Origin of the sequence: Pantoea stewartii (assembly GCF_011044475.1) — a bacterium.
Taxonomy (GTDB): domain Bacteria; phylum Pseudomonadota; class Gammaproteobacteria; order Enterobacterales; family Enterobacteriaceae; genus Pantoea; species Pantoea stewartii.
Window position 1 is genome coordinate 271,895 of sequence record NZ_CP049115.1, and the last position, 17,932, is coordinate 289,826.

Genomic DNA, 17,932 nt, shown 5'->3' on the forward strand with positions numbered 1-17,932 from the left:
AAGCAGATAAATGGTTAAACCGACTGAACGTCGCGTCGGGTATGGCGTAGCAACAGGCTACGGCATTACCGACTTATTTGGGGGCGGTGCCTTTGCAGTGATAGGTGCCTGGTTACTGTTTTTTTATACCACCTACTGCGGGTTATCGGTGCTGGAAGCCGGATCCATCTTCGCCATCGCCAGGGTGATTGATTCCGTACTGAGTCCGATCATGGGGTATATCACGGATAATTTCGGCCATACCTGGGCCGGGCGCAAATTCGGCCGTCGTCGTTTCTTCTTGTTAATTTCCTCGCCTCTGATGCTGCTGTACGGCGCATTGTGGGTCACGGATATGAGCTACTGGTATTATCTTGGCACCTATCTCACCATCGAATTGTTATCTGCCATGGTGCTGGTGCCGTGGGAAACCCTGTCGTCAGAAATGACCAACCGTTTCAGTGAACGCACTCGCCTTTCCGGCGTGCGGATGATGTTTTCCTCGCTGGGAAGTTTTCTTGCGGTCTCGGTACCTGGCGTCATCATGACATACACGGGCAAAGACAACGCCATCACCTATACACTGACGGGCGTGATTTTCTCAGTGATTTACTGCGTCGCGGTATTTATTACCTGGTATACCACCTGGGAAGCGAAAGATATTCAGGATGCAGACGAGGTTCAAAAGCCACCGGCACCCGCGCGTCATTTTCTTTCGCATGTGAAACACATGTTTGTGGATCTCGCCTCGTCATTTAAAATTCGGGCGTTTCGTCAGCACCTGCTCATTTATATCTGCTCGTTCACAGCGATGGATGTGTTTCTTGCCGTTTTTACCTATTTCGTTATTTATGGGTTAAAACAGGATGCCTCATTAGCCTCGCTGCTTCTGAGTAATATGATGTTTATGTCTATCCCCGGCACCTTTTTATTTATGCTGTTGCTGGGCAGATTTTCTATGACGCCCTCTAACGCCTTGAGACTCTCTTATATATCTATTGCCGTCGTGTTGCTTTTTCTGTATGCCGTTTATCTCTGGCAGTGGCATGTACCCGTGCTGTTATTTAGCGCCGCCTTCCTGTTTATGGGGATAGCGCGCGCGGGGCTGTATTATATTCCGTGGAATATTTACAGCTTCATTCCCGATATTGATGAAATGGTAACCCGTCAGCGCCGGGAAGGCATCTTCGCGGGCGTCATGGTGCTTACGCGCAAAAGTTCGGTCGCGATTGCCATCTTTATTATTGGCGTGGTGCTCCAGGAAAGCGGGTTTGCCAAAGGGAACGGCGCTCAGCCTGATAGCGCAATCACCGCCATTGTCCTGCTGATGGCAGGCGTGACAGGCGCGCTTCTGGCCGTGAGTTTCTGGCTGACGTTCCAGTTCAAACTGACCCAGCGCAGCCACAAATTGCTGATTAAAGAGGTCGCACGCCGTAAGCTGGGCGGCTCACCTAAAGACTGTGATGCTGAAACCCGTGAGGTGATCAAAGCGCTGACCGGCTATGCCTATGATGATGTCTGGGGCGCCAGTAAAAAAGAACCTCTACAGGATGCTGCTGTAAAGTCAGAACTGAAAGGGTAAGCGAACATGCCGTTGGCGTGACTCACCGGAGAAATATAAACCGCCAGAAGCGTCAATGGCCAGCCAGAAATAAGCAGAACGGATAAATAAATATCACGCGACGCGCGTGGATATGATTTTCGTCGTCATTATCCCGCTATTTGGCGGACGCTGCCTGCCCGTGATTATGCAAATGAAAAGTGACGCCGGCTCGCTATTTATGCGTGATTTAAAATTCTGCCTTTTAAGCGAAACACGGCGGGTAACGCCGTTGGGACACTAAAAGCGCATGGGCTGCAATTAACCGCAGCGAGGTAACATTTTGCAAAAATTAAATCAGGCTTTGCGGCCTGCTTAACAGGCGTGTTCCCAATCCTGTACCAGGCTTAAGCAAAAGTCATTGACACAGGTTGGGATAAAAATGAAAGAAACGAATCGTACTTTTGGGGTCAAACCGTATGGCGGCTCAGCGGGTGGCTGGGGCGCATTAAAAGCTGTAGCGGATGCGATTCGGGGACAAATGGCGGTGAAACAGGACGTCATTGCCCTGTTCAGGGTGAACCAGCCCCAGGGCTTTGATTGCCCCGGCTGCGCCTGGCCTGATCCGCAGCATACGTCTTCTTTTGAGTTTTGCGAAAACGGGGCCAAAGCGGTGTCGTGGGAAGCCACCAGTAAGCGTGCCACGCCCGATTTTTTCGCGGCTAACAAGGTCAGCGATTTGTGGGCGCGCAGCGCGTTGGATCTGGAAGGCGAAGGGAGGCTGACCCATCCGATGAAATATGATGCGGCCAGCGATACCTATCAGCCCATCGCATGGGAAACGGCCTTTCGTGAAATAGGTGAGCGGCTGCGCAGCTATAGCGATCCGAACATGGTTGAGTTTTATACCTCTGGTCGCGCATCGAATGAAGCCGCTTTTCTCTGGCAGTTGTTTGCCCGCGAATACGGTACCAATAACTTCCCAGACTGTTCCAATATGTGCCACGAGCCGACCAGTGTGGGGTTGCCGGAATCCATCGGCGTAGGAAAAGGCACCGTTGAGCTGGATGACTTTGACCATTGCGACCTTGTCTTATGTATTGGTCATAACCCGGGCACCAACCATCCGCGCATGTTGGGCACGCTCAGAGAGGTGTCAAAACGTGGTGCGACGATTGTTGCGATTAATCCGTTACGCGAACGCGGGCTGGAGCGGTTTACCTCACCGCAAAGCCCAATCGAGATGCTGTCGATGGGCTCAACCGAGCTGGCGTCAACCTATTATAAAGTGCGCGTAGGCGGTGACGCGGCCATGTTGAAAGGGATGATGAAATTCCTGCTCGCTATGGATGCGACGGCCAGAGAACAGGGCGAACCGGGTGTGCTGGATGAGGCCTTTATTCATGAACACACTGAGGGCTTCGAGGCGCTGAAGGCCGATCTGGAGGCGACCAGTTGGGCGCACATTCTGAAAGTCTCAGGGATGGAGTGTGAAGAGATTCAGCATCTGGCCCGACTGTATGCGGAGGCGGATCGCACCATTATTTGCTACGGCATGGGCATTACACAGCATCAGTACGGAACACAGAATGTACAGCAAATCGCGAATCTGTTGCTGATGCGCGGCAACATGGGCAAAAAGGGGGCCGGCATTTGTCCGCTGCGCGGCCACTCCAATGTTCAGGGTGATCGCACGGTTGGGATTACCGAAATCCCGTCTGACAGTCTGCTGAACAGTCTGGAAAAGGTGTTTGGCTTTACGCCGCCCAGACAACACGGTCACGGCGCGGTTGAGGCAATTCGCGCCATCCGTGACGGCAGTGCTAAAGCGCTGCTGTGCCTTGGCGGCAACCTGGCTGAAGCCATGTCTGACCCACAGGTCACCTTTCCTGCCATGCGCAATCTGGATTTGGTGGTGCACATGGCGACGAAGTTGAACCGTTCACATCTGTTGATGGCAAAGCACAGTTATCTTTTTCCGGTACTGGGACGCACGGAGGTGGATGAGCAACCCTCGGGTGCGCAAAGTGTCACGGTTGAGGATTCCATGTCGATGGTACATGCTTCACGAGGCACGCTCGATCCCGCCTCGCCGCACCTGAAGTCAGAGCCGCTGCTGGTGGCCAGCCTGGCGAAAGCCACATTGCCTGATACGGTTGTCGACTGGGACAAGATGACGCGCGATTACAGTAATATCCGCCAGGCCATTGAAGCGGTGTTTCCGGGCTTCGAAAACTATAATCAGCGCATTCAACAACCGGGTGGTTTTCGCCTGCCCAATGGCGCATCCGAGCGCATCTGGCACACGCCGTCAGGAAAAGCGCAGTTCCTGGTGATGGCGGGCATCAATGAAGATCCACGCTCACTGACCTGCCACGATCTGGTGCTGACGACATTGCGCAGCCACGACCAATACAATACAACGCTCTATGGTCTGAACGATCGCTACCGGGGCGTAACAGGACGCCGGGATGTGCTGTTTATCAACCCGGATGAGGCCGAAAAACGGCAGTTACGCGTCGGCGAGCAGGTCAACGTCATCGCCCTGGACCCGGACGGCAACCCGACCTCAAGGCGCATGGATAAGCTGACCATCGTGGTGCACGATATGGCCTATGGTTCGGTCGCAGCCTATTATCCGGAAGCGAACGTGCTGGTACGGCTGGACAGCCATGATACCAAAAGCGGTATACCGGCCTATAAAAGCACCCCTGTCAGGCTCGAACGCGTTCAGCCTGAAAGCGCACTGGCCGGCTCTGCCACGCGTCGTTAGCCCGGTATTCACAGAACGTGTGCGCCCTCTGAGAGAAGCGGTACGCAGCGGGCGCAGAATCGCGTCGCCACCGCATTGTGCGCCGCCAGTGGCATTGAGCTGTATGGGGCGCATCACTGGGGGCGTGCACCGCCGGGGATGCGTAACCGGAAAAGGCGGCCCGGAACTAACCTGTCCGGTGCAATCACCGCCATGCTATGGCCCGCGTTAGTCCACGGTCTTTCATAAAACGTCAGGATTGAAGGATAAATGAGCGCGTTTACTGTAAGGCTGGGGTCACGCATATCCGCACCAAAACAGCACGCAAGGTGGTGTCAGAACGCAAGGGAAAGCGCCGGAGAACATACCGCAGCCACGCGGAGTGCAGAGAAAACGCTAACCTGTTTGCGGAATGAAGAGGGGAAGGGCAGCATTAACGTGAACCGGCTACTGAACGCTGATTTGGCTGGCCTGCCAGATCAGATGGTGATCGTAAGACTTACGCTGATGGGCTGGCAGCGGCACAGAGGTGTCCACGCAGACATCCACATTAAAGCCCTGTGCCGTTAACCGGATGGCCTCAAGCAGCACATCCGTGTTCTGTACTTCACCTGCAATCTCAAGCAACAGCGGTACGCTGGCCGAGCGAGAGGCTGCGCGGGTCACACAGGCGTGATGATGCTCCGTGACATGTTCAAAGCGGGCAAGCCTGCGCGCAGCGCCACGACGCTGGTCCTCGCGCAGCCAACTGCAGAGTGGACGCATTAAAGACCGGATAAAATCGTCACCGGCAAAGTCCCGACTCAGGCTACGGATAACCCGGATCAACTGCCTGTCTGAACCAAACTCCAGACTGGTCAGGATTTCGCCACGGCGGGCGGGCCAGCCATACGTCATTACGCCCTCTGATTGCCTGCGGCCATCGTGCATTTCCTGCGCCGTTGCGCCGTGGGCATTGGCTGACATGACTTCGCGGATTTCTTCGAGCTGGCCTTCTGTCCAGTAGTCTGTCACGGGATCTACAGCAACAAGTCCATACCGTTGCCAGCGTCGTACATTGGTCAGGGAGGCGCCTGTGAGCGCACAAAGCGTGTCGGATGACAACATAAAAACTCCTGTTTATAAAAATCAGATGTGCGCCAGCGCCAGGAAGATAAGCGGCCTTCCTGGCGTTGCGCGTTTCGGTGGAGGTATAAAGAGATGCTCGCCAGCGCGGCAAAGGCAGACGGGCGAAATCGCAAAGGGAACTAGCCCGTACGACGGCTGACTTTTCCCCCTTTACGGCCCGCCTCTACTGCACGCTCGGGGTTATTCCTGAAGTTTCCGCTACTGTTTTTGCCGCCTTTCCGACCCGCTTCAGAGGCTCTCTCGGGGTTTGCTGCAAAATTTCCTGCGCCGCCACGATATTTGACCATGGGTCTATCCTCTCTCATTTCATCATTAACAGTGGAAAGCCTCATTTTGGTCGATGGTTTCTGATAATTCCAATGCGAAACAATACAATGGAAAAAAATAAAAAACGGTTTTTTTAATGCCGCTTCGTCTTGAAAGGTTTTTTACTCTTTGAAAATGAGGATTATTAGCATTAAATTTGTACGAAAGTTTCATTCCATGTACAGCTTTACTGCCCGATTTTTTTAAGACGAATCTTAACTTTTTTATAGCCTGTCGGCCTGACGGCGACATATTCAGGCTGCCACGCAACGATCCCATTTTCTTTTTTTACCCAACAGAAACGCTCAATCCGCTTATCAACACACAGAGCGCGATAGCATTTTTTGATGTCAGTGAATGCCACTATTTTCATAGCTGGCGTTGGGGGCGTCCTGTTATGTTTTAACCGACGAAACGGGAGGTCGTCTTTTTAAACCGCCAGGCGAGAAAATAAAGCGGTATATTCACACGCGCGACAGGCGCGGGGAGCCTTTTTTAGGCGCAGGGTTTTATTTAGAGCGCGATGAGTAATGAATATTCACAATCGCCGTGGCTTTTCCTGAGCGCGCGCTGTTGCCGCTGACGGATGACTGAAATACATTACCTGCTCCTGACGACAGACCACTCTCTTTTATTTCCAGGCAGCGTTAGTGTGCCCCTGATCAATAAGGCCGTTAACACGTGGCCGACGCCCACAGGTAAAGCTTAATGGCAGAGCACGGTATTACAGGGCAGGCGTCAGACGTGGTAGCGTCGTTTTCTGAGGCTGGCAAAAGGTTGAGTGGGATGCTGCGGGAGCACTTGGTGGTGCGTAAACAGATTGTCTTTTAACCGTGAAGGGATGTCAGCCTAAGGCTGAGTATTTATTTTGCCTGAAAATTGCCGTTCTACACGCCTAAATGTAACCTCTTGTTAATTTTTTGACGAATGAAAACAGTCGCATTTAAACAAGAGAAGCGGGTTTTTGGGTGATTATCTTGTTGTTTTTCGCTTTTATTTTCCGCCCTCCGTTGCGGTTGCGCGGCAGTATTAAAAGCGCTAAACAAAGCGGCGAATGTTTTATCCGCCACGCTTGCAGATTAACAGGCGCGTTATAACCTTAACAGTGCCATGCAAATGGTGAAGCAAAGAAGCAGACAACTTTAACCTGAAGAGGAAATATTATGACTGAACATCGTGGTGGATCAGGTAATTTCGCGGAAGATAAAGAGAAAGCTTCTGAAGCCGGTAAAAAAGGCGGACAGAACAGCGGCGGCAATTTTAAAAACGATCGTGAAAAAGCCTCAGAAGCCGGTAAGAAAGGGGGCCAGAACAGCCATCGTGGCTCCTGATACCGGCTTATAAGGGACTGAACAGCGGAGCAGGGACTGCTCCATGATCCCACCGTTTCCGCAGGCATCATCAATGCCCAGGCTAATTCATCAGAGACGGCAGCGGTCCCCGCACGAAAAAGCCCGGTCAGTGCCAGGCTGCTCTTACACAAAGGGATGATAACGACAAGGCAGGGATGGCAGGCGAGTCACGTCAGCGCGCTCACCTGCTGCAGATTACCCGCGCGTGAACTATGCTGAAAGCTCCTGACGGACAATAGCCGCGCCCGCGCTTAAGGCATGGAGCTTGCCACGCGCCACCTCACGGGATAATGGCGTCATACCGCAGTTGGTTGACGGATAGAGTTTGTCGGCATCCACAAACTGCAACGCCTTACGCAGCGTCGCGGCCACTTCTTCCGGCGTTTCAATGGTATTGGTTGCTACATCAATGGCACCCACCATGACTTTTTTACCCCGAATCAGCTCAATCAGCTCCATCGGCACGCGCGAATTCTGACATTCCAGCGAAACGATATCGATTTTTGATTTTTGCAGTTTCGGGAAGACTTCTTCATATTGACGCCATTCCGTCCCCAGCGTCTTCTTCCAGTCGGTATTGGCTTTGATACCGTAGCCGTAGCAAATATGCACAGCGGTTTCGCACTTCAGGCCTTCCACAGCGCGTTCCAGCGCGGCGATGCCCCAGTCGTTGACTTCATCAAAGAACACGTTAAAAGCGGGCTCATCAAACTGAATAATGTCGATGCCAATCGCTTCTAACTCTTTGGCTTCCTGATTCAGAATTTTGGCAAATTCCCAGGCCAGCTTTTCACGACTCTTGTAATGGCCGTCATACAGCGTATCAATCATGGTCATCGGACCCGGCAGCGCCCATTTGATTGGCTGCTTAGTCTGCTGACGCAAGAATTTCGCATCGTCAATAAAGACGGGTTTCTGACGGCTAACCGCGCTGATCACCGTCGGTACGCTGGCATCATAACGATTACGGATACGGACAATTTCGCGCTTCTCGAAATCAACACCATTCAGGTGCTCAATAAATGTCGTCACAAAGTGCTGGCGCGTTTGTTCACCGTCGCTGACGATATCAATCCCGGCCTGGATTTGATCGTCCAGAATTAAACGCAGCGCATCTTTTTTCCCTTCAGCCAGTTCTGAGCCTTGCAGCTTCCAGGGCGACCACAGCGTTTCAGGCTGAGCCAGCCAGGATGGCTTCGGTAAACTGCCTGCGGTTGAGGTAGGTAACAACGTTTTCATAATAGGTGACCTTGTATTTCGGTTAATCAAAGCGCGTAACTGGCAGACCACTCTTCAAGAACGGCTTTATAGGGTTTAATGAATTTCTCTTCGGTAAATTTCCCTTGTTCTACCGCTAACAGGCTACGCTCTTCGCGATCGTAAACAATGCGCGTTAATGAATAGTCCAGATGATTCAGGCTTGGCTGATAACACTGGCCAGCCGGTGAATTAGCATTGTAAATCTCAGGACGATAAATTTTCTGGAACGTCTCCATCGTACTAATGGTGCTGATCAGCTCAAGATTGGTGTAATCACTCAACAGGTCACCCGAGAAATAAAACGCCAACGGGGCAACACTGTTTTCCGGCATGAAATAGCGCGCCGTCAGGCCCATCTTGTGGAAATACTGGTCAGTCAGGGAATAGGCATCCTGCTGGTATTCAATACCCAGTACCGGATGACGGTTTCCTGTGCGGGTATAAACGTTTTTGCTGGACACGCTCAGGCAAATGACCGGCTGCTTTTTAAAGTTCTCTTTAAAAGCCGCAGAGTTCACGAAGCACTTGAAAATATTGCCGTGTAAATCGCCAAAGTTGGCAGGCGCGCTGAAGCCGGTATTGTTTTTATTGTGCTCAGACAGCAGCACGCTGAAATCATAATCGCGCACGTAAGAGGAGAAGTTATTGCCAACAATACCTTCAATACGCTGCTGAGTTTTTTTATCGACGATATGGGTTTTCAGAATTTCAATTACAGGAAACGCGCCGCGTTGCGTCTCGTTTTCGATATTTAACTCAACCGAGATAATTTCAAGTTCCACACCATAACGATCGGCCTTTGGATTATCCCAGTGCGCCAGCGAGTTGAAGCGATTATCAATCATCGTTAAGGCATTGCGCAGGTTTTCCTGACGGTTTGTCCCGCGCGCCAGGTTAGCAAAATTGGTGGTGATGCGCGTATTTTCAGACGGGTTGTAATTCTCATCAAAAACACTGCTCTTAATCGTAAATGTGAATTCTTTTTTCATCGTGATGCACCCTGCGTTCTGATGTGAAAAACGGTCTGTGGCTGTTAGTTATCCAGACTGGCCTGCATTCTGGTTTTTCGTTTAACCGCTTTCACGTTGTGTGTTTGTCAATAAAGCATATTTTATGCCAGAGCCGCGGAGGAAGGGAAAGCGACTTAATTTCAACACAACATGAGCCATCTTCATGGTCGACAGAGGTAAAGCCTCTGCCATACGCGTAATGGAGACAAACGGACAGAGTGTGCCGTGATGCAATGCGCCCTGAACCCTTGTGGCGTAAGGCCTGCCAATATCCCGGTTTCCGTCTCCTCATGAAAACGGCTCATGTGAAGGTTTCTCATGTTGCGGGAAAAGCGGTGATATTTATTCAGGTTAATGAGCCTCTTTCATGAGCGTTGTACAGGCCCGCAGCAAGCGCTACCGTACTCACGCAGGGATTTTCAGCCCCGCGCAGCCATATCCCCCTGAAGCCCGCCATCATCCCTGGTTTCGGGCCGCCCGATCAGGCGTTTTCTTTACTGAACTTGCCTGGTGAAACACCGATGACACGCTTGAAGGCTTTTGCAAAGGCGCTCTCAGATTCATAGCCCAGACCGGCAGCAATCGCGGTAAGCCCGCCATTCCCTTTTTTTAACTGGTCGCAGGCAAGATGCATGCGCCATTGCGTGAGATAGTCGACGGGCGCGATGCCCACCGTTTGCTTAAATCGTTCAGCAAAAACCGCGCGTGACATTCCCACCCTGGCTGCCAGTTCCGCCAGCGTCCACTTGTGTTCGGGGTGCTGGTGCATGCAGGCCAGCGCCGCGCCCAGCTTTTTATCCTTCAGGGCCGCAAGCCAGCCTGACTGCTGCGGGTCATTTGCATACAGCCGTAACGCCTGAATGAGCAGCATAAATGCCAGCTGTTGCACGATGAGGACGCTGCCGGGCTGCGCTTCACGGACTTCCTGTGACATTCTTTCCAGCGCCCATTGCATGGCGGCTCTGTCTGCGCTGCGCCGGATATGCACCACTGGCGGCAGCGTACCTAACAGCATCTGTGCGGGCCGTCCGGTCAGCAGGAAATGCCCGCCTACCAGTAAACAGGCGGAGGTTTCATCAAGCTTTGCCGCTGTCACGGCAACCATCTCAGACCGCACCGTCTGAAAATCGACAGTCTGCGCGTCCGGGTTTGTGGCCAGCCTGAAAGGTGCGCCTGGCGGGAGCAGATAGCACTCGCCGGCGTTAAGGCGCAAGGGTTCCGCAACACCGTCAACGGTCAGCCAGCAGGCACCCGCTACGACGGCATAGCACTTCACGCCATCATGAGCGGGCCATTGTACCGACATCTCCGGCGTCAGTATCACACCACCGGAAACGTAACGTTGTGGTTCAAGCAGGGCTAAGAGCTGTGAAAGCGGGTCCATGATCATCCCAGACGGTCAGACATAAAAAAGCGACGTTATCACATAGAGCGCATTCCTTCTCCACCGTAAAGTAGACAACCACGGTTGCGAAGGCTGACAAGAGGACGAACAGACATGCGGCTATTTCTTACAGGAGCAACGGGTTTTATCGGGTCGGCGATTGCGGCCGATCTGATCGCGGCAGGGCATGAGGTGGTCGGACTGACCCGACATCAGCAGGGTGTCGACAGGCTCAGCAAAGCAGGCGTCGAGCCCTTTTGGGGGGATATTAACGATCACGATAGTTTGCAACGGGGCGCGGCAAGCTGCGAGGGAGTGATCCATACCGCCTTTAACCATGATTTTTCGACGTTTCTGACAAACTGTGAAGCCGATCGGCAGGCAATCGCCGCGATGGCCACGGCACTGGCAGGAAGCGCACGGCCCTTAATCATCACCTCGGCGGTGGGACTGGGCTCGCCGGGGCAGGGAAGACCTGCCGTAGAAGACTATTTCAACCCGCTTCATCCTAATCCGCGCCGGGCATCCGAGCTGGCCGCAATAGTGGCACTGGAAAAAGGGGTCAACGTTTCCGTTGTGCGGTTATCTCAGGTACATAATCCGTTGAAACAGGGCCTGGTTACGTCGCTGATTGAGGTGGCGAGACAGACAGGCGTTTCCGCTTTTATTGATGAAGGCCAAAACCGCTGGTCAGCAGTGCATCTTGACGATACGGTTTGCCTCTACAGGCTGGCGCTGGAAAAAAACAGACCAGGAAGCCGTTATCATGCTGTCGCCGAAGAAGGCATTACGCTGCGCGTGCTTGCCGACGCCCTCGGGCGGATCCTCAACCTGCCGGTCATATCCCTTTCAGCCGCTGAAGCTACCGATCATTTTGGCTGGCTGAGTCATTTCGTTGCGCAGGATATGTCCGCCTCAGGCAGGCTTACTCGGGCGCAACTGGGATGGCAGCCCACAGGGCCGGGATTGATTGCCGATCTTGAACGCATGCCGGGCTAAGCGTGCTTAACGGCTGGGAAGATGGCAAGATGCGACGAGTCAGTATCATTTTCCCCCTGATTTGAGAGGTCATATGTCTGTGACGCCGGTTTACCGCGTGGGTGAGTGCGAGGTCTTTAAAATTCCTGAACTGGACGCGTCTCTGTCCACGGAATGGCTGTTTCCCGCGCAGGCGTTAGCGAGCGGAACGCCGGAAACGATTACGCTCTCTGTTCACAGTTGGGTGGTCCGCACGCCTGACAACCTTATTGTGATCGATACGGGCAGCGGCAATGGTCGCGAGCGGGCAGGCTCTCCGCTCTCCCATCAGCTGAATACGCCGTATGCGCAGCGCTTACGTGACGCGGGCGTCGATCCTGACGCGGTGGATATCGTGCTGATCACCCATCTGCATGGCGATCATGTGGGCTGGAATACGCACTGGATGGACGGTAAATGGACACCGTTTTTCAAACATGCCCGCTACTACTGTTCGGATAGCGGGTTGAAAGGCTGGCAACACGATCCGGCACGCAAAACGCTGTTAGAGGACAGCATTAATCCGGTTATCGCGGCGGGTTTGCTGGAGACGTTCGATGTGACGCAAGAGCCGGTGTTTGCTGATGTGCTGCGCTATGTGCCCACGCCCGGCCACAGTCATGACCACGCGTCGATTATTCTGCACAGTGCGGGCGATTATGCGCTGTTTTCCGGTGACCTGATGCATAACGATTTGCAGGTCAGTCAGCCCCAGCTTGCCTCGCGCTTTTGTGCTGATGCCGCGCAGGCCGAAGCCCAGCGGCGCTGGGCAATGACGTGGGCGAGTGAGCATCAGGCACGCTGGTTTAGTTCGCATTTTCCGGGCTCGTCGGCAGGTCATGTCAGCCAGACCTCTGCGGGATTTGAATGGCAGTTTATCTGAGTTTTACGTTCTGTAGCTAAGCTCACGGACGTAAAACGGTAATGAGACGAGTCCTGCTAATGATGCAAAAATCACAACAATTTATGCTGTTAGCGCTGGCGCAGTCCCGCCATGCGCTGCCGCATTGCAGACCTAACCCACCGGTAGGGTGCGTAATTGTTCACAATGGTCGGGTTGTCTCGACCGGATTTACCCGTTCACCGGGTCAGTACCATGCTGAGGCTGATGCACTTTCCACACTTACGTTACCTGTAGAAGAGTGCGAAATCTATGTCACGCTAGAGCCCTGTGCCTTTCAGGGCAGAACCCCGTCCTGCGCACTAACACTGGCCCGGCTCAGGCCCAGACATATTTATATCGCCATTGAAGATCCGCATCCGCGTAATCGCGGAGAAGGGATTGCGATCTTAAAGCAAGCGGGCATCGGCGTGACGCTGGGGGTGGCGAGAAATGACGTTGAGTGTTTTCTGGCGCCCTATTTAATTCGCTCGCTTGCGTAAAATGTAGGTGAGAAGGCGTGCTGTTAGCCAGACATCGGCATTTACATCCCTGAACCGCTGGTGAAACATCGTGAGATTCCCTTTCAAAGCGTAACGACTGGAAATGAACTTCTGTTTTATCTCTGCTCCGGGGCATGTGATGTTAGGTGTGCGGTGAGGCCTTTTGCCCGCCAGAGAGCAAAACGTTTCCGCGACATCCCGTAAACAGACCACCAACGCGCACTGAGTTAAGGGTAAAAAATGGAAAAACCATTTTTACAACAGCCATCACCTGAGTCGTCCCGCGTGGCCGCGGCTGGCGGCGTTTCCTCTGCCTCACTGTTTGTGCGGCGTAATCTGTTCTCGCTGGTGGTGGGGACGGTGAGCCTGATCTGTTTTGTCGACAATCATGCGTCCGGTCTGCGCCAGGTGCTGTCCAGCCGACACGCGTCCGCGCGTCCGCTCAGCGCCGCTACTGCACCCAACCCAACCGGACAAATCGCTGCCGTCAGTGAACATTTGCCGCATGCCTCCGTGCCTTCAGTCGTTATGATCGCCGAGGCAAACCGTCAGGCACTCAAAGGCATGCAACTCGTCAGCGATCAGTTGAAGCTGGAGCAGGGCAGCCTGCTGCAGGACATGGCCCACACGCAGCAGCTGGCACTGCAACAGGTCAGTGATAACCACTTCCAGGCCGCTATGCTGAACGGACAACTGGCGCAACTTGATCAGCAAATCAAAATCGAGTCCGCGCAGGTTGGCATGGCGCAAAACCTGGTCAACAAATGGCGACCGCTGCTGAACAAAGGCTATATTTCGGCGTTGCAGTTTGCACAGGAGCAGTCGGTGGTCTGGGGCTATGAAAGCCAGTACCGCGCGTTGCTGCAACAGCAGTATGCGACCCGTCAGCAGTTAAGCGTGCTGGAGGATCAGGAACGTCAGATTCCGCTGGCGACCGCAGTGAAACTCAATGTGCTGCGGCGGCAGCTGGCGCAGGTGAATGAGAATCTGGCCCAAAATACGCTGACCGAGGCGCGGATAGCCTGGCAGCCTTCGGCAGCGCCCGTGAAGCCGCTTCTGGTCAAGGCAGACAAGGCCGCCGGGACGCCCACGCAACAGACAGAGCAAGACAGCCGCTTCCTGTCTGACAGGCCCGCGCGCGTCAGCCACAGCGACGTTCACTATCAAAACATTAACGATCAGACGGGCAGTCATAGCGTGACGCCGCGTCACACTGCCCTCACGCACAACGTCTGAGCCGCATGACAGCCATGTAACGGTGCCTCGCGGAGGGGAAGGTTAACGAAGATAACCTGTCCCGTTATCGGGCGGTCATATCGCCAGGCCGGCAGCGGCTTTTGCCGATCGACTGGCAAGGGAAACAGACAGCGGTCAGGGGGGATTATTGCCCGATATCAGGGCAGTAACGCTGTGCCTCAGGTTGAGCGCGACGCATAAAAAAGCGGGCCGCCAACGGGCTGACCCGCCACTTTGTTAATGCGTTCGCTAGCAGTGCTTAACGCTTCATATGGTAATAGGCGTCATTCCAGCGCAGCGCATCTTTAAAGGCCGGAAGCCGGGTGTGCTCATCAATTACAAGCACTTCAATGCCGTGCATCTCGCCGTACAGATACATATCGTCCAGCGTCAGGGCCTGACTGAACACCGTATGGTGCGCACCGCCTGCCAGAATCCAGGCTTCAGAGGCGGTCGCCAGAGACGGCTGCGCTTTCCACAACGCGCGGGCTACCGGCAGTTTTGGCAGTGGTTTAGGCTGTTCAATCGCGTCCACTACGTTAACCAGCAGGCGGAAACGATCGCCCATATCGATCACGCTGGCGTTAATGGCACGACCGGCCGGCGTGGAGAAAATCAGCCGCGCCGGATCGGCTTTGTTGCCGATGCCGAGGAACTGCACGTCGATCAGCGGCTTCTCTTCCCGCGCGATAGACGGGCACACTTCCAGCATATGAGAACCCAGCACTAAATCGTTGCCCGGCGAGAAGTGGTAAGTGTAATCCTCCATAAAGGAGGTGCCGCCGGGACGGTCACCCGCCAGCACTTTAAAGATGCGCAGCAGCGCGGCGGTCTTCCAGTCTCCTTCGCCCGCAAAGCCATAACCCTGGCCCATCAGGCGCTGTACCGCCAGGCCGGGCAACTGCGTCATGCCGTGCAGCGTCTGGAAGTTGGTGGTAAACGCCTTGCAGCCTTCGTCGTCCAGAAAACGCTTCAGGCCCAGCTCGATGCGTGCGGCGTCCAGTACGTTTTGCCGTTTTTCACCGCCTGCGGCGGCCACGTCGGAGAAACGATACTGGCTTTCATATTCGTCAACCAGCGCATTGACATCACCCTCGCTGACGCTGTTGATCACCTCCACCAAATCCCCCACGCCCCAGCCATTAACCGCATAGCCGAACTGGATTTGCGCCGCCACTTTATCGCCTTCGGTGACCGCGACTTCACGCATGTTGTCACCAAAACGCGCGACTTTCAGATGCTGACTGGCCTGTTTGGCCAGCGCCGCACGCATCCAGTTGGCGACGCGCTGCTGGCTGTGTTTATCCTGCCAGTGGCCGGTCACCACGCTGTGCTGCAGGCCCATGCGCGCACCAATAAAGCCAAACTCACGGCCACCGTGCGCCGTCTGATTCAGGTTCATAAAGTCCATGTCCATGCTGTCCCAGGGGATCTCGGCATTGAACTGGGTATGAAACTGTAGCAGGGGCTTCGTTAAGACATTCAATCCGCCGATCCACATTTTGGCCGGCGAAAAGGTATGCAACCACGTAATGATACCGATACAGTTTTGATCGTGACTGGCGTCACGGCACAGCGACAGCGCTTCATCAGGCGATTTGACCAGCGGTTTCAGCGTCAGACGTACAGGCAAACCCGCCTGATTTAATCCGTCCACCACCTGCCGGGCATTGTGTTCAACCTGACGTAACGTTTCCGCGCCGTAGAGGTGCTGTGTACCAATGACAAACCACACGTTGAACTGTTGCATAAAACCACTCCTTTACTTAGCGGAAGCGGAACGGGCGGCATAATGGGGTTCTGCCGTCTCGCACCATTGTTGATAGCGTTGATAAAGTGCCTGATAACGCGCGACGCGCTGCGGATCGGGCTGCAGCGTCACGTCAATCGGGCTGGCCATGACGTCCTGTGCCTGCTCCACATCGCGGTGAACGCCCGCGGCGACGGCAGCGAAGATGGCAGCGCCCAGCGCACAGCACTCATCGGAGGCGACGATATCCAGCGGCCGGTTCATCACGTCGCAGCAGGCCTGCATAATGGCGGGGGATTTACGGGCAATGCCGCCGAGGGTAAGAATGTTTTCCACCGGAATTGCCTGCTGCTCGAAGCACTCCATGATGGCGCGGGCACCAAAGGCGGTGGCCGCAATCAGGCCGCCAAACAGGGCCGGAGCATCCGTGCCGAGATTCAGGTCGGTAATAACCCCTTTCAGGCGCTGGTTGGCATTGGGCGTACGGCGGCCGTTGAACCAGTCCAGCACTACGGGCAGGTGATCCAACTGCGGACTGGCGACCCAGGCCTCGGTCAGACGGGTGATCAGTGACGTTTGCATCTCAGCCAACTGCGGTTTAAGTTCGGGATGGTGCTGCGCTGCCAGCTGCAGCGGCCAGCCCAGCAGGCGGCTGTACCAGGCATAAATATCGCCAAACGCCGACTGGCCTGCTTCCAGACCAATCGCGCCCGGCACGACGCTGCCATCAACCTGACCACAGATGCCTTTGATGGCGCGGTCGCCGACTTTCCCGGTGTCAGCAATCAGGATGTCGCAGGTCGACGTGCCAATCACTTTCACTAAGGTATAGGGTCGCGCACCGGCGCCGACCGCGCCCATATGGCAGTCAAATGCGCCGCCCGAAATCGTAACCTGCTGCGATAAACCCAGGCGTTGCGACCATTCCGGGCTCAGCGTGCCCACCGGGATATCCGCGGTCCAGGTCTCGCTGAACAGGGGAGAATCCAGCTGTTGAGTCAGCGCCGGGTCCAGCGCGTTAAGGAAGTCGGCGTTGGGTAAGCCGTTCCAGTCAGCATGAAACAGCGCTTTGTGGCCAGCGGCACAACGCCCACGACGGAGTTTGTCCGGGGCGACGGTATCGCTGAGTAAGGCGGGCACCCAGTCACAGAGTTCAACCCAGGATACGGCCGCATCGCGCACGGCAGCATCCTGGCGGGTAATATGAAGAATCTTGGCCCAGAACCATTCCGACGAGTAGATCCCGCCGATATAGCGGCTGTAATCGGTAAAGCGGCCGCTGCGACACAGGCGGTTAATCTCTTCCGCTTCTTCAATGGCCGTATGGTCTTTCCACAGCACAAACATCGCATTGGGGTTTTCCGCAAACTCCGGTCGCAGGGCAAGTACCTTGCCGTCACGATCGATCGGAGCGGGGGTGGAGCCGGTGCTGTCGACACCGATGCCGACGACGGCGGCCCGTTGCGTGTCGCTCAGCGCCGCGAGCACACCCAGCATGGCCTGCTCCATAGCATCAATATAGTCCTGAGGATGGTGACGAAAGCGGTTGCTGTGAGGATCGCTGTAAAGTCCCTGCTGCCAGCGTGCATAGTTGACCACGGCACTGTGCAGCTCCTGACCAGTGTGACAATCCACCGCCACCGCACGCACCGAATCACTACCAAAGTCCAGCCCCAGGGTGATGGCTTCAGTACGCATTTGACTCTCCTGTTGTGAATAAACCTCCTTATCCTGAGATGTGTAAAAAAGAAGGGTTAGTCACGGCTGGCTGAGAATATGCACTTTTCTGCCACAAGCAGTGAATTTGTGATCCATTGCAAAAGTTAACAGACGGT

The 17,932-nt window shown here is 54.5% G+C and carries 14 protein-coding genes; 7 read left to right on the top strand and 7 right to left on the bottom strand.

The window, feature by feature from the left end; genetic code table 11:
* Window positions 1–10: 10 nt before the first annotated feature.
* Complete coding sequence (locus G5574_RS01250; protein ID WP_033741284.1) at window positions 11–1,561, top strand: MFS transporter; 1,551 nt, start codon at window positions 11–13, stop codon at window positions 1,559–1,561.
* A gap of 400 nt (window positions 1,562–1,961) precedes the next feature.
* Window positions 1,962–4,292: an FdhF/YdeP family oxidoreductase gene (locus tag G5574_RS01255; protein WP_164481886.1), complete on the top strand. Its 2,331-nt coding sequence runs from the start codon at window positions 1,962–1,964 to the stop codon at window positions 4,290–4,292.
* Window positions 4,293–4,718: 426 nt separating this feature from the next.
* Here G5574_RS01255 and G5574_RS01260 read toward each other — a convergent pair whose 3' ends face one another.
* Window positions 4,719–5,378 (bottom strand): hypothetical protein, encoded by a 660-nt coding sequence (locus G5574_RS01260; protein ID WP_164481887.1) that lies wholly within the window; start codon window positions 5,376–5,378, stop codon window positions 4,719–4,721.
* Between the two features lie 140 nt (window positions 5,379–5,518).
* Window positions 5,519–5,686, bottom strand: a complete 168-nt coding sequence (locus G5574_RS01265) for a con-10 family general stress protein (protein WP_006119050.1) — start codon at window positions 5,684–5,686, stop codon at window positions 5,519–5,521.
* A gap of 1,182 nt (window positions 5,687–6,868) precedes the next feature.
* On the opposite strand from G5574_RS01265, the gene G5574_RS01270 reads away from it, so the two are divergent.
* Window positions 6,869–7,036 (top strand): con-10 family general stress protein, encoded by a 168-nt coding sequence (locus tag G5574_RS01270; protein WP_006119054.1) that lies wholly within the window; start codon window positions 6,869–6,871, stop codon window positions 7,034–7,036.
* Window positions 7,037–7,267: 231 nt separating this feature from the next.
* Here G5574_RS01270 and G5574_RS01275 read toward each other — a convergent pair whose 3' ends face one another.
* The 3 genes from G5574_RS01275 to G5574_RS01285 form a co-directional block, all read right to left on the bottom strand.
* A complete protein-coding gene (locus G5574_RS01275; RefSeq protein ID WP_039340472.1) occupies window positions 7,268–8,296 on the bottom strand; it encodes a methionine synthase in 1,029 nt (342 codons plus the stop codon).
* Window positions 8,297–8,322: 26 nt separating this feature from the next.
* On the bottom strand, window positions 8,323–9,306 hold the full coding sequence (locus G5574_RS01280; RefSeq protein WP_006119056.1) for a DUF1852 domain-containing protein: 984 nt from the start codon (window positions 9,304–9,306) through the stop codon (window positions 8,323–8,325).
* Between the two features lie 502 nt (window positions 9,307–9,808).
* Window positions 9,809–10,711: an AraC family transcriptional regulator gene (locus tag G5574_RS01285; protein WP_039340470.1), complete on the bottom strand. Its 903-nt coding sequence runs from the start codon at window positions 10,709–10,711 to the stop codon at window positions 9,809–9,811.
* 114 nt (window positions 10,712–10,825) lie between these two features.
* Between G5574_RS01285 and G5574_RS01290 the strand changes: the two genes are divergently transcribed.
* The 4 genes from G5574_RS01290 (at window position 10,826) to G5574_RS01305 (ending at window position 14,347) form a co-directional block, all read left to right on the top strand.
* Entirely contained in the window at window positions 10,826–11,710 is an 885-nt protein-coding gene (locus tag G5574_RS01290) for an SDR family oxidoreductase (RefSeq protein WP_164481888.1), read from the top strand.
* A 73-nt stretch (window positions 11,711–11,783) separates the two neighbouring features.
* Window positions 11,784–12,611 carry an MBL fold metallo-hydrolase gene (locus G5574_RS01295; RefSeq protein ID WP_033741294.1) on the top strand — a complete coding sequence of 276 codons (828 nt, stop codon included), beginning with the start codon at window positions 11,784–11,786 and terminating at the stop codon, window positions 12,609–12,611.
* A gap of 62 nt (window positions 12,612–12,673) precedes the next feature.
* On the top strand, window positions 12,674–13,111 hold the full coding sequence (locus G5574_RS01300; protein ID WP_110267814.1) for a bifunctional diaminohydroxyphosphoribosylaminopyrimidine deaminase/5-amino-6-(5-phosphoribosylamino)uracil reductase RibD: 438 nt from the start codon (window positions 12,674–12,676) through the stop codon (window positions 13,109–13,111).
* Between the two features lie 240 nt (window positions 13,112–13,351).
* On the top strand, window positions 13,352–14,347 hold the full coding sequence (locus G5574_RS01305; protein ID WP_164481889.1) for a hypothetical protein: 996 nt from the start codon (window positions 13,352–13,354) through the stop codon (window positions 14,345–14,347).
* A 259-nt stretch (window positions 14,348–14,606) separates the two neighbouring features.
* On the opposite strand, the gene araA is transcribed toward G5574_RS01305, so the two are convergent.
* Together araA and G5574_RS01315 are read right to left on the bottom strand one after the other, a co-directional pair.
* On the bottom strand, window positions 14,607–16,097 hold the full coding sequence (gene araA / locus G5574_RS01310) for an L-arabinose isomerase (RefSeq protein WP_039340462.1): 1,491 nt from the start codon (window positions 16,095–16,097) through the stop codon (window positions 14,607–14,609).
* Window positions 16,098–16,109: 12 nt separating this feature from the next.
* Window positions 16,110–17,795, bottom strand: a complete 1,686-nt coding sequence (locus G5574_RS01315) for a ribulokinase (RefSeq protein ID WP_164481890.1) — start codon at window positions 17,793–17,795, stop codon at window positions 16,110–16,112.
* Between the last annotated feature and the right edge of the window lie 137 nt (window positions 17,796–17,932).